The sequence below is a fragment of the Exiguobacterium sp. RIT341 genome, assembly GCF_000632205.1.
Taxonomy (GTDB): Bacteria; Bacillota; Bacilli; order Exiguobacteriales; family Exiguobacteriaceae; genus Exiguobacterium_A.
Map to the genome: position 1 here is coordinate 185012 of NZ_JFYW01000010.1, position 12415 is coordinate 197426.

At 47.1% G+C, this 12415-nt stretch carries 11 protein-coding genes and 1 other annotated feature; of the genes, 4 read left to right on the forward strand and 7 right to left on the reverse strand.

From position 1 onward, the window contains the following. Nucleotides 1–82 precede the first annotated feature (82 nt). On the forward strand, nucleotides 83–1459 hold the full coding sequence (locus BW42_RS13320) for a sodium:alanine symporter family protein (RefSeq protein WP_035412099.1): 1377 nt from the start codon (nucleotides 83–85) through the stop codon (nucleotides 1457–1459). A gap of 57 nt (nucleotides 1460–1516) precedes the next feature. Here BW42_RS13320 and BW42_RS13325 read toward each other — a convergent pair whose 3' ends face one another. The 4 genes from BW42_RS13325 to BW42_RS13340 form a co-directional block, all read right to left on the reverse strand. After that, a complete protein-coding gene (locus BW42_RS13325) occupies nucleotides 1517–2374 on the reverse strand; it encodes a sulfite exporter TauE/SafE family protein (RefSeq protein ID WP_035412101.1) in 858 nt (285 codons plus the stop codon). A gap of 114 nt (nucleotides 2375–2488) precedes the next feature. Then, entirely contained in the window at nucleotides 2489–4045 is a 1557-nt protein-coding gene (locus BW42_RS13330; protein WP_035412105.1) for a cation acetate symporter, read from the reverse strand. Beyond that, complete coding sequence (locus BW42_RS13335; protein ID WP_035412108.1) at nucleotides 4042–4368, reverse strand: DUF485 domain-containing protein; 327 nt, start codon at nucleotides 4366–4368, stop codon at nucleotides 4042–4044. The genes BW42_RS13330 and BW42_RS13335 overlap by 4 nt, the downstream gene beginning before the upstream one ends. Nucleotides 4369–4632: 264 nt before the next feature. Further along, nucleotides 4633–5280 carry a TVP38/TMEM64 family protein gene (locus tag BW42_RS13340; protein WP_023469681.1) on the reverse strand — a complete coding sequence of 216 codons (648 nt, stop codon included), beginning with the start codon at nucleotides 5278–5280 and terminating at the stop codon, nucleotides 4633–4635. A 238-nt stretch (nucleotides 5281–5518) separates the two neighbouring features. On the opposite strand from BW42_RS13340, the gene BW42_RS13345 reads away from it, so the two are divergent. Continuing rightward, on the forward strand, nucleotides 5519–6433 hold the full coding sequence (locus BW42_RS13345; protein WP_081780436.1) for a rhodanese-related sulfurtransferase: 915 nt from the start codon (nucleotides 5519–5521) through the stop codon (nucleotides 6431–6433). A gap of 60 nt (nucleotides 6434–6493) precedes the next feature. On the opposite strand, the gene BW42_RS13350 is transcribed toward BW42_RS13345, so the two are convergent. Then, on the reverse strand, nucleotides 6494–7276 hold the full coding sequence (locus BW42_RS13350; RefSeq protein WP_035412112.1) for an alpha/beta hydrolase: 783 nt from the start codon (nucleotides 7274–7276) through the stop codon (nucleotides 6494–6496). 15 nt (nucleotides 7277–7291) lie between these two features. Beyond that, nucleotides 7292–8968: a GGDEF domain-containing protein gene (locus tag BW42_RS13355; protein WP_035412114.1), complete on the reverse strand. Its 1677-nt coding sequence runs from the start codon at nucleotides 8966–8968 to the stop codon at nucleotides 7292–7294. A gap of 129 nt (nucleotides 8969–9097) precedes the next feature. After that, nucleotides 9098–9317 (forward strand) — a binding site (T-box leader). Nucleotides 9318–9376: 59 nt separating this feature from the next. Between BW42_RS13355 and argS the strand changes: the two genes are divergently transcribed. Then, nucleotides 9377–11059: an arginine--tRNA ligase gene (argS, locus tag BW42_RS13360; protein WP_035412116.1), complete on the forward strand. Its 1683-nt coding sequence runs from the start codon at nucleotides 9377–9379 to the stop codon at nucleotides 11057–11059. Nucleotides 11060–11089: 30 nt separating this feature from the next. Beyond that, nucleotides 11090–11695: a hypothetical protein gene (locus BW42_RS13365; protein ID WP_035412119.1), complete on the forward strand. Its 606-nt coding sequence runs from the start codon at nucleotides 11090–11092 to the stop codon at nucleotides 11693–11695. Between the two features lie 62 nt (nucleotides 11696–11757). On the opposite strand, the gene BW42_RS13370 is transcribed toward BW42_RS13365, so the two are convergent. Next, nucleotides 11758–12351, reverse strand: coding sequence for a metallophosphoesterase (locus tag BW42_RS13370; protein WP_035412121.1), 594 nt, complete (start codon nucleotides 12349–12351; stop codon nucleotides 11758–11760). Nucleotides 12352–12415: the final 64 nt, after the last annotated feature.

Below are 12415 nucleotides of genomic sequence, written 5' to 3' on the forward strand. Positions count from 1 at the left end.
CAAAAAGTATTCTTTCGTATTGTATGAAAACACAACTCCATGCTACGGTAAGCCTCGGAAAAAGGAGAGAGGATGAAATGGCATGGATGTGTTACGTCTGATATCTGCTTGGGTCTGGGGAATTCCAAGCATGGTGTTGTTAGTAGGAACGGGAGTGTACTTTACGATTCGTTTACGTGGTCTTCAGTTTCGTCGCTTGAAACAAGCGTTTCAATTGTCTGTTCAAAAATCAGGACAGGGTGAAGGGGAAATTAGTAGCTTTCAGATGTTAATGACGTCTCTTGCAGCGACGATCGGGAACGGAAACATCGCGGGAATCGCGGTCGCCTTGACGATGGGCGGACCGGGTGCAGTCTTTTGGATGTGGATCATCGGTTTGATCGGAATGGCGACGAAATATGCGGAAAGTCTTCTTGCGATTCTTTTTAGAAGTCGAAATGAACGCGGCGAAGCTGTCAGTGGACCGATGTATTATATCGAAAAGGGACTAGGTGCAAAATTTAAATTCCTCGCCATCTTGTTTGCGGTATTTGGTTTGATTGCATCATTTGGTGTCGGGAACACTGTGCAAGCGAATGCGATGGCAACGGTGCTTGAGCAATCGTTTCATGTACCGCTTCTACTCTTCGGCATTCTGCTCGCGCTGGCAGTCTATGTATCGATTCGTGGTGGGCTCGAACGTGTCAGTGCGATCTCGACGATCTTCGTTCCGATCATGAGCTTGCTCTATATCGGTGCCGCTTGTGTGCTTTTGGTAGTGAAAGCAGATCAGATTCTACCAGCCCTTGGTTTAATCTTTGCGTATGCTTTCCAGCCGCTTGCACCTGCAGGCGCCTTCACTGGTGTATCGATCATGATGGCGATGCAAGTCGGTGTAGCACGAGGCATTTTCACGAATGAGGCAGGACTCGGGACAGCAGCCTTGATCGCCGGATCTGCGAAAAGTGAGCGTCCGGTCGAACAAGGATTGATCTCGATGACAAGTACCTTCATCGTGACTTTGGTCGTCTGTACGATGACGGCACTCGTTCTTCTGACGACAGGATTTTGGGATCCGTCAGGCGGACTACATTCAGGTATGACGCATGATGCAAATCTTTCTGGGGCAGCACTGACAGCAACCGCCTTTACGAGCGTCCTTGGATCATTTGGAGAATGGACTGTCGCATTCTCCGTCTTCTTCTTCGGTTATTCGACGATCATCGGTTGGTATGTCTATGGAGAGAAGTGCTTGGAGTACTTGAGCGGTACGACACGTTTCAACGAAGGATACCGTGTATTCTTTGCACTCGCAGCCTGTTATGGTGCCGTCGCGCAATTAGAACCGTTGTGGCTCGTCGCAGATATCGCAAATGGATTGATGATGATTCCGAACTTGATCGGGATGCTGTTCTTGTCGCACTTGGTCATTGAACAAACGAGGAATTACGAACGGACGGGTCATAAACGAGTCGCTTAAACGAACAAAAGCCGTGATGCCTTTAAACAGGCACCACGGCTTTTATGATGAGACGATTCATCCATTCGTCCGACGACGACTGTAGATGAGGAGTGTCAGTAAGAAAATCAAACTCAGCGCAACGAGGACAGAGAGTGAAGCGACGTTCCAGCCGATGACCTCGAGTAAAACACTGATCGCAACCGTCAAATAGAAGATACCGAGGTACTTTTTGACGAATGGGCTTTCGAAGTGCGTCAATTGCTTCGCGCCAATCGGTGCTCCGAGCAAGGCACCGACGATCAGCATGATTCCGACCAGGATATCGATGTTCGTACTTGCGACCGTGTAATTGACAAGTCCCGATAGGACAATCAGCAACGCGGAAGCAATACTCGTTCCGACCGCACGTTTCAACTCATAGCCAACGATCCCAACGAGTAACGGGGTGATGATGAAGCCACCGCTGACACCAAGTAATGAAGAAATGAATCCGGCGAACAAACCAGTGAAGGCAAGAGCGAGATATCGATTTTTCCACCCCGTCTGTTCACCCGTCGTTGATTTCGGACGTAAGAATTTATTCGCGAAGTAGAGTAAGAGACCGATATAAACGATTGAGATGACGAGATGAGCACCATTGACTGCCTCTAGACGAAGAACGAGTGGTGTCGCGATCGTCGAACCGATGATTCCGACGCCACCGACGACGAGACTATCGCGCCAGACGACATTTTTAAGACGTAAGTGAGAGATCGTTCCTGAAACGGTAGATCCAAGTGTCAGCATAAGACTCGTCGCGATCGCGACACTTGGAGCATATCCTAAAATGAGTAACAGGGGCGTCAAGATGATACCGCCACCGATTCCGAAAAATCCGGAAATGATTCCAATGAAAAATCCGAGGATTAAGAAATAATAAAAAGCGAGATCCATGTACAGTCTTCCTTTCCTTTTCTTCTCTATTATTCACTTAGTATGGCAATGAATGAGAAGAATGTAAAAGGGGACGGCTCCTTCAAGGGGGTTGAAGGAGCCGTTAAGGGGAACTTATTCTTTTGACGCGGCGACTTCCGTTGCTGCATCGATACCGGTATTGGCCTTGACTAAGATACGTTCGAAGTTACCGGCAACCTCGTTCGATTTCGTCAACAATGTCCCGACGATAGCTCCGAGGAAACCAAGCGGGATGGAGACGATTCCTGGATTCGTCAGCGGGAAGAGGGCTTCCCCGACGAACAAGGCTGAACCGTCGACTGCCCAAAGGTTTGGACTGAGTGCGACGAGAATCAGTGAAGAGAATAACCCGACGACCATACCTGTGACAGCTCCGCCAGTATTGAAACGGCGCCAGAAGATCGTCAAGAGAATGACTGGCAAGTTGGCACTTGCCGCGACAGCGAAGGCAAGCGATACGAGGAACGCGACGTTCATCGATTGTGCGAACAATGCCAGTACCATCGAAATCAAGGCGACAGCGATGGAAGCAAGTCGTGCTGCCGTCATCTGTTCTTTTTCCGTTGCTTGCCCTTTGCGTAGAATATGACTATAAAAATCATGAGCAAAGGCAGACGCAGCGGATAAGACGAGTCCTGCAACAACAGCGAGGATTGTCGCAAAAGCGACCGCAGCGACGAAGGCAAAGAGTAAATCGCCACCAAGTGCTTTAGCGAGAAGTGGCGCAGCCATGTTACCAGCAGCATTAGCAGCGATGATATCTTCAGAACCAACGAAAGCAGCAGCACCAAAGCCGAGGAAAATCGTCAAGATATAAAAGACACCAATGATCCATGTCGCGTACACGACGGATTTACGAGCTGTCGGAGCATCCTTAACAGTAAAGAAACGAATTAAGATATGTGGTAATCCAGCTGTTCCAAGAACGAGCGCGAGATTGAGCGAAATCGTATCGAGTGGTAACTTAAATTTGTTTCCAGGATTCAAGAATGAATCCCCGAGCGGCGTGGCTTGTTTCACTTCTGAAAACATCTTGAAGATCGAGAAATCGAACTTCGCGAAGACCATGAACGAGATGACGGCTGTTCCTGCCATCAAGAGAATCGCTTTGATGATTTGAACCCACGAAGTCGCAGTCATACCACCGAAGACGACGTAGACCGTCATTAAGATACCGACGATGATGACACTCGTCGTATAAGGAATTCCTAACAACAATTCAATCAAGGCACCTGCACCGACGAGTTGCGCGATCATGTAAAAAATCGAGATCGCGATCGAGTTCATGGCAGCGACTCCACGAACTTTTGAGGCGTTAAAACGAGCGGCAATCATATCAGCCATCGTGTATTTTCCGAGGTTCCGAAGTGGTTCGGCAACGAGGTACAAGACAACAAGATAAGCAACGAGGAAACCGATCGAGTAAAAGAATCCGTCGAATCCGGCTAAAGCGATCATCCCGGCAATTCCGAGGAACGAGGCGGCTGACATGTAGTCGCCGGCAATCGCCATCCCGTTTTGTGCACCAGTGAGTCCGCCGTCCGCTGTATAAAAGTCGTTAGCTGTTTTTGTTTTACGGGCAGCAAAGTATGTAATGACGAGCGTCAAACCGACGATCGCTGCGAATAGGGCAACGGCAGTATAATTCATTTCGACTCCTCCTTGATCTGTTCGACGAGTCGATCAAAGGCACGTGCTTTTTTGCTATACATCATGCAGAACGTCCACGTCATGATGAACTGGGCAAATGCGAATACCCAAGCTCCTGTAATATCACCCAATACTGGCTCATTCAAAATCGTGAAGTAACTTGTCAAAATCGGAAGCGCAAAATAAAAAATAAGGCAAAAACTAATAGCTGGAAGAATGAAGCCGTTCTTTTGGCGCATCAATTGTTGAAAGGTAGCACTCTCGACGATTGCTGGAGCAGATTGAGTCGCTTCATTTTTTTGAACTTCGGACACTTGATGCATGAGGACGCCTCCTTTAAGGAATGAATGTAAATTCATTATAAGGATGTCGTTTCTGGAAAAGCTATCCTAATTTTTAAGAAGAAAAGATCATTATTATATTAATATTGGTCATACCAATTTAATGTAAGCGTTTTCAATATTGAACATTGTTTGAACGTTATTTTTATATATTAATTACTTTATAAAATGATTCAAAAGACCTAGTCCCTAGAAAAATGAGAACAGCTTAAAAAGCCTGTCTATGGAATCATAGACAAGCTTGAGTCATTTTTCAGATGGACGTTCGATCTTATCTTCGATTTCTCGTAAATGATCCGCACGTTTTGAAAGGGCACGACGCTTCAACCATTCTTCCGTCCCGCGACTAACTCCCCAGATGGCGAGTAAAATCAAAAATAGAAGGACAAGACGCATCGGACGTTCGAGGAACGTGGACCATTCCTTTCCGATTAGCGAGAAGATGATGACGACGATCAGACGCCCGGCACCAGCAGCGATCAAATACGTCCGCAGCGATAGTTGAATCATGGCAGAAATGGACGTGATGATGAACGCAGGCATGAATGGAAGCGAAAAAAAGAATCCGAGTGAGATGGGACTCATGTGACGAACACGTTCAATCCACTGTTGCGCGGCATGGTGTTTTTCAAGCCAACGCGTGACCGGACGACGAAATAGATATCGAATACAAGCGAAGACGACGAGTGATCCAAGCATGCTCCCGACCCATGATACGAGAACACCCATACCAAAACCATAAGTTGCCGCATTCGCGGAAATGATCAGGACGAGTGGTAGGAAAGGAAATAGAGACTCAAGAAACGGGGCAATCAAACCGGTGGCAGCTCCTCCAGGTAAGTCTTGGAGAAAGAAAATCATCTGCTCGATCCAGTCACGAAGTGTATGGAGCATTCGGAATCCTCCTTGCGAGATGTACTACTGTGTTTTATTTTACCTCTTTCTGATTCAGAAAGGGAATGAAATTCCTTGAAAGGGATTCAGGAATTGTAGATTGTACATTCGAAAGGGAGTTGGTATTATACTTAAATGGGTGCGTTTTGCAGGCGTTCCCAGCTAGTCAATAGCTAGACGCTTCGTTTGCCAACGTTCGTTTTACTGCAAAAAACTGACATGGGGGCTAATGAGGAATATGAAACCTTATCGCGTACTATTATTTTATAAGTATGTTCCAATTGAAAATGCGGAACAGCTAACGAAAGAGCATCTTGCTTACTGTAAAGAGCTCGGTATCAAAGGTCGGATTTTGATTGCACCAGAAGGAATCAACGGCACACTCTCTGGAACGGTCGAACAAACGGAACAATACATGAAGGACTTGACGGCGGATCCACGATTCGCTGACATCGAATTCAAAATTGATGAAGTTGAAGATCATGCCTTCAAAAAGACGTTCGTCCGTTACAAAAAAGAACTCGTCACATGGCGTTTTGAGGACGAATTCAACGTACCAGAAGAACACGCTGCGTATCTTGAACCAGCAGAGTGGAAAGAAATGATGAAACAAGATGACGTCGTCATTCTCGATGTACGCAACAACTACGAATACGACCTCGGACACTTCAAGAACGCCGTAAAAGTCGATGTCGATGCTTCACGGGAATTTCCTGAATGGCTAGACGAGAACGAGCATTTGTTTGAAGGGAAAAAGGTTCTCACATACTGTACGGGTGGCGTTCGTTGTGAGAAATTCACGGCGTACTTCCGTAAACGGCAACAGAGTGATGATATCTTCCACCTGAAAGGCGGAGTCGTCATGTATGGAAAAGATGAACAGACACAAGGAGAAGACTGGGAAGGTGAACTATACGTCTTTGATGAGCGTGTACAAGTTCCTGTCAATGCCGTCAATCCGTCTGTCGTCTCAGAATGTTACTACTGCGGAAAACCGGAGACGCGCTATGTTAATTGTGCAAACCCGGAATGTAATCGACAGCACTTCTGCTGTGAAGAATGCGAACCAAAAGTCATGCGTTCGTGTTCCGATGAATGCCGGGAGCATCCGCGCAACCGTTATGAAAAAGAGCAACAAGAAGAATTAGTATAAGGCACGCGTAAAAAGCCGGATGATTTCTTTAATAGAAACCGTCCGGCTTTTTTTGTGTATTCAAGAGGACGGGAACAAGTAACGTAAAATATCTGGCAAACGTTTGGCCCAGGCCGTTTCATGATGGATTGCTTCCGGAATGATCGTATAGCGACTTTGAGTGAGTTTCTGTTCAACCGCTCGCGCTAAGACATCATTCGTGTGTAAATAATCCGTCTCGGTCATCGGACCACTCACTTCTTTTGTGCCGACGTCCATATAACAGCGATGCGTTGCAGACAGAGACGGGCTTCGCTGTATGAATTCAAGGAGTGAGGAGAAGTTTGCCCATCCGGCAGTCGATAAGGCAGCGACGCGCGTGATGACTTCCGGATACGCGAATAATCCATATAGCGAGATGACGCCACCCATCGAACTGCCTATCATTGTCGTATCATCAGGGCGTGTCGCATAGTTGGCATCAATGTATGGTTTTAACTCGCGGATGATCCAGTCCATATAGACCTTACCGTTGCCACCAATTGACGTCCGATGCGAAGGATAGGCGCTCCGCATCAATAAGGCTTCGTCACTCCAAGGAGCATAGTCATCGTACCGATCCATTCCATCTTCTGGACTGTCAATCGCGACGACCATTGCCGGAATCTGTGTCTGTTGTAGTGCAAGATGAATCTCCCAGCCTTTTCCGAACGAGGCGGTTTCTCCACTAAAGACGTTTTGTCCATCATGCATATAAATTACTGGTAATGCTTCAGAAGGATCCAAATGGGGCGGACGATGAATTCGAATCGTCCGGTGGGCTTGTGATGTCGGTAGCGTCATTTCAATTTCCGTAATCGACAATAGAGTCACGACCTTTCAAAGGTTTGCATAATGCGCGGTACAATTGCGTCCGTTGTGTTTTCCGCCGACATAGAGTGCATGGTCGGCTTGACGTAACGATTCTTCGAACGTCCGTTGATATCTTTCATCCACTGTATCAATTCCGAGGCTGACGGTTAAGGACAGTCGGTGACCATCGACGAGGAAGGGACGATCCATAACCGCATGGCGGACCGTCTCGGCAATCTGAATAGCAGCCTCTTGACTACCATTTCGCAACAGAAGCACGAATTCCTCCCCACCATAACGAGCAGCAAAGACATCATCATGTTGCAATTGGATCGCCTGGATGCGTCGACCGAGTTCACGAAGGACGAGATCACCTACTTTATGACCGTACGTATCATTGACACGTTTGAAATGATCGATATCGAACAGAATTACGGAGAGCGGGTAGGAGTCAGCGGCAAATTCCTGCCGACCGTGTTCATAAAAAGCACGGCTATTCGGTAATTCGGTCAAAGCATCGGTCCGACTTTCCGTATAGAGTTGGACCGTTTCACGTGAGCGTTCTAAGACGCGACAAAAGGTACGAAGCAAACGAGATAATTCGTCAGCATTTGTCACATCATAGGCGTCTGCGACTTGATGGAACAGGATGATCGAAACATCGACCTCTCCGCTCGTAATCGAAGGAATCGCTAGCATCGAGTGACGATCGACAGGCAATCCGATTTGAATATCGTTTCCCCAGTCGCAACGCAGACCATAGATGATTGGGGTATGCAAATCGTCAGCTGACAAGGAATGAAACAGTGGTAACACGTCGATTGGTTGTTTCGTCCGAATGTTATAGATGACTTGTTTCCGCTGTTGTTGAATTGAGATCCAACCTTCAGAAAACGGCAACAGATGTGGTAAATCGAGGAGTAACGAATCGATCGTCTCGCGCTCGAAGCGGGAAATCAACAAGTGTTCCTTCGCATCATCAAATCGTTTGGCATTATCGTTTGCTTCAAGGGAGTCACCACGTTCTTGCAACAGACGTTTGAACAAGAAGAGAATCAAGGCGGATACTGTAGCCGCGACGAGCGGACTTTCATCGTAGAACCAGATTCCAAGTAGAGCACTTAACATGCTGATTCCATAAACGAGGGACTGAAGCTTCACGAGACGTCGCCAATCGTATTTCAAGTAGAGGAAGCGATTGACGAACAGACATTGGAAGTAAGAGACAAGGAAGACAGTGATCAAAAAGCCGATGAAGGGAAGCAGGGCTTTCGTATACGTAAAGTTTGAGCCGATCGGTCCACCGAGCGCTTCATACGCAAATACCGGAAGCGAGATGTAGACTAAATCAAACAAGGCGTTGATCGGGTAGAGATAGGCGAAACGTTTCCAGCGAATCGCTTTTCGGTGAGACATGAATTGAAAGACGAGAATACCGACTTGGCTTAAAATCAAAGCGTACGTCAAACCGTAATTGAGGAATAAAAATAAGATGATTCCTTCTTGGAATGTATAATAAATGCCGCCACGACGGACATTATCGAACTGAAACAGGAGAACGAGCCCAAACAAATAAAGAGTATTGACGATGGAGATGGAAGGATGGAAGGTAGGTGGATGAACGATGCCAATCAATAATAACGTCAAGGCGACGAGACTGAAAACGATCCAGCTCGTCCGGGCTACCTGTTGGTAGTAGCGCATGAAACATCCCTCCCCCTGAGAAGTATCTTTTATTCCTATACCCGAATTGTGGAAATTTTGATAAGCCATTTACCAAAAAAATAAGGTTGAGAGAAAAGAAAGAATTGCGTATAATGTGAAAGATATCGAATACAGTCGATGATGAAGAGAGTAACGGTTGATTTTCGTCAACTAGCGAATCAGGGAATGGTGGAAGCCTGAGGACGAACCGGTCGTGAAGCGCACTTCTGAGACGCTACCCGATTCCTGAAGGAAAAGGCGTAGCCGGGGGAACCCCGTTATCCCCGAACAAGGTGGGTGTCAAAAATGACACCAAGAAGAGTGGTACCGCGGTCATTCCGTCTCTTTGCGCGTGGCGCAAGGGGCGTTTTTTATTGCCAAAAATCAGTGAAGCAGGAGGAAACAAAGATGAGTTATAAAACGCAATACGCAGAAGTATTACATCAAGTCATGGAAGGTGCCTTATCGGTTGAACAAATCGAACAACTGATCGAGCAACCGAAACATGAAGATCATGGAGATCTGGCATTCCCATGTTTCATGCTCGCAAAAGCATTCCGTAAAGCACCGAACATGATTGCTTCGGAGCTCGCAGAAAAAATTGATGCGCCGTTGTTCTCAAACGTTCAAGCTGTTGGTCCTTACATTAACGTCTTCTTGAACCGGGAAGTCGTCTCGCAAGAAATCGTCAACCAAGTCCTGACGGAGCAAGAGGCGTTCGGATCAAGTGAAGCGAATGGAAAAACGATCGTCACTGATTTTTCATCACCAAACATCGCGAAACCTTTCTCGATGGGTCACTTACGTTCAACAGTAATCGGAAATGCGCTCAACCAAATCTCACGTAAAAAAGGGTACGACGTCGTCGGTGTCAACCACTTAGGGGACTGGGGAACACAGTTCGGGAAATTGATGGTGGCTTACACGATGTGGGGTGAGGAAGAAACGGTCCGTGCAGAACCAATCAAGGAATTGTTGAAATTATATGTCCGGTTCCACGAAGAAGCGGAAACAAATCCGGCACTTGAAGACGAAGGACGTCTCTGGTTCAAAAAACTCGAACAAGGTGATGAGCAGGCAACAACGCTTTGGACGTGGTTCCGTGAAGTCTCACTCGTCGAGTTCAACCGTGTCTATGAGATGCTCGGTGTTAAATTCGATAGTTTGAACGGAGAAGCCTTCTACAACGATAAGATGCAACACGTCATCGATTTGCTCGAAGAAAAAGATCTCCTCGTCGAATCAGAAGGGGCAATGGTCGTTGACCTCGAAGCAGAGGGTATGCCACCTGCCTTGATTAAAAAGAAAGATGGCGCAACGCTTTATGCGACACGTGACTTAGCAGCTGCTGTCTATCGTCTCGAAACGTACCGCTTTGAGCAAGCGTTCTACGTCGTCGGTGGGGAACAAGCGCTTCACTTCAAGCAATTGTTCGCAGTCTTGAAGAAACTTGGATTTGAGAACGTCGACGGAATGCACCATGTGCCGTTCGGTCTGATCATGAAGGACGGAAAGAAAATGTCGACGCGTAAAGGTCGGATCGTCTTACTTGAAGAAGTACTACAAGAAGCGATCGACGTCGCGAAGCAAAACATCGCGGAAAAAAATCCGAACTTAGCGAATGCCGAAGCCACAGCTCGTCAAGTAGGTGTCGGCGCCGTCATCTTCCACGACTTGAAGAACGAACGGATGAACAACATCGAGTTCGATCTTGAGCAGATGTTGAAATTCGAAGGCGAAACAGGACCGTATGTCCAGTACACGAATGCCCGTGCGCACTCGTTGCTCCGTAAAGGTGGCTATGATGGCACACCATTCGCTGGTAGTGCCGATGATCATGCATGGGGTGTCGTCTCGATGCTAAACCAATTCTCGACGGTCATCGATCGCGCGTTTACACGTCGCGAGCCGTCAATCATCAGCCGTTACGTCTTAGATCTTGCACAAAGCTTCAATAAATACTACGGACACGTCCGTGTTCTCGAAGATGACGCAGCAAAACAATCGCGTCTTGCACTCGTCAAGTCCGTCACGATCGTCTTGACAGAAGGTCTTCGTTTACTTGGTGTCGGCGCTCCGGAAGAAATGTAAGACCAATCCACGAATAAGAAGAGGTAGATTATGAAGACTGAGACGAAAGACCGATTACAGCAAGCTGCTTCACAGATGAAGCAGGAGCCTTTGGCAGAAACCGTCGCCTTCATGGCTGATTTTCACGGGAAAGTCGCTGCTTGGTTACCGGGAGAGTCTGTCGATTTCGTTCACGATTTCGTGACGGCGCCGGAAGCTGATTTGATTGCTCCGATTGAAGGAGACGCGTTGCGCACGAAAGACAATTTTGAATTCTTCATGCGTAAGAAACAGACACGAAAAAAACTCGGCGAACTGTTGACGCTTTGGAAGTCGGCACGCACGACAGAGACGTTGAGTCAAATCGATGCGATCGGATTAAAAAAATGGCTCGCTCGTAATGAATTCCGTTCGGAAGATAAACCATGGGATTATTTGAACCGTCTGCATGTTCTTCTGTTCCTTGATTTGATGACGACGATCATCGATGATCATCGATTGACGAGTTTGCATGAGCAACTTGTCGGTACAACACCAGTTCCGACGAGCTTCGTTCGTCGTCAAGGGGATGTCCGTCAAGTCATCGAAGCATTCGCGGAAGAGACGAACTTCACACAAGTGGATATCGTCAAGGCATCGCTTGTCCGTTATCTCTGATCAATAAGATGCATGAACAAAAGCCGTCGAGCCCTGTGCCCGACGGCTTTTGTCGTATCCTCTTACTTCGCCTGATAGAATACGATCGATTGTTGCACTGAATCGTAAAGACACCATTCTCGTTCGAACACGACAGGACCTAGATTGATGGCATATCGTCCTCCATTAATGGATAAAGATTGATACAATGGGCTCGACAGAGCAATACCATTTCGAAACAAACCTCTGATATGACTATGACCAAAAAAGAGTACTGGTTCACGTTGCTGTGACAGATCAGGCGAAAAACCACGGGACCAATTCAATTGATCTCCATGAATCAACAATGCACCCTCGATGTGTTGTTTTCGAGGGCAGTCGCGTAACGCATCGATGACAGGAGATAGTTGCGGTGGAACGAGCGACAGGATGCGCTCTTCTTGATTACCCAGTAACGTCTTAAAATCAATTAGATTTAAAAAATCATCATCAAGCGTCACGACGAGGGAGAGCGATTCGAAAGAATAGCGCTTCGCTCGCTTTTTACCGACATGGCATTCATGAACATCACCGAGACAAAACAAATGCGCATCGGGAGCGAGCTGTCGTATGTCAGCTAGGACAGCCGCTGTGTCGGCTACTGAACTGTGAAGATCCGCAAAAAGGGCATAACGCATGATCGACCACTCCTTTGTTAAGGAGATACCCGAAAATGCGTTATGCCTATCTTTTGAATATGAG

Excerpts from the sequence above, each read along its gene's own strand:
- BW42_RS13320 (WP_035412099.1), top strand. The coding sequence starts at position 83 with ATGGATGTGTTACGTCTGATATCTGCTTGGGTCTGGGGAATTCCAAGC.
- BW42_RS13325 (WP_035412101.1), bottom strand. The coding sequence starts at position 2,374 with ATGGATCTCGCTTTTTATTATTTCTTAATCCTCGGATTTTTCATTGGA.
- BW42_RS13330 (WP_035412105.1), bottom strand. The coding sequence starts at position 4,045 with ATGAATTATACTGCCGTTGCCCTATTCGCAGCGATCGTCGGTTTGACG.
- BW42_RS13335 (WP_035412108.1), bottom strand. The coding sequence starts at position 4,368 with ATGCATCAAGTGTCCGAAGTTCAAAAAAATGAAGCGACTCAATCTGCT.
- BW42_RS13340 (WP_023469681.1), bottom strand. The coding sequence starts at position 5,280 with ATGCTCCATACACTTCGTGACTGGATCGAGCAGATGATTTTCTTTCTC.
- BW42_RS13345 (WP_081780436.1), top strand. The coding sequence starts at position 5,519 with ATGAAACCTTATCGCGTACTATTATTTTATAAGTATGTTCCAATTGAA.
- BW42_RS13355 (WP_035412114.1), bottom strand. The coding sequence starts at position 8,968 with ATGCGCTACTACCAACAGGTAGCCCGGACGAGCTGGATCGTTTTCAGT.
- argS (WP_035412116.1), top strand. The coding sequence starts at position 9,377 with ATGAGTTATAAAACGCAATACGCAGAAGTATTACATCAAGTCATGGAA.
- BW42_RS13365 (WP_035412119.1), top strand. The coding sequence starts at position 11,090 with ATGAAGACTGAGACGAAAGACCGATTACAGCAAGCTGCTTCACAGATG.
- BW42_RS13370 (WP_035412121.1), bottom strand. The coding sequence starts at position 12,351 with ATGCGTTATGCCCTTTTTGCGGATCTTCACAGTTCAGTAGCCGACACA.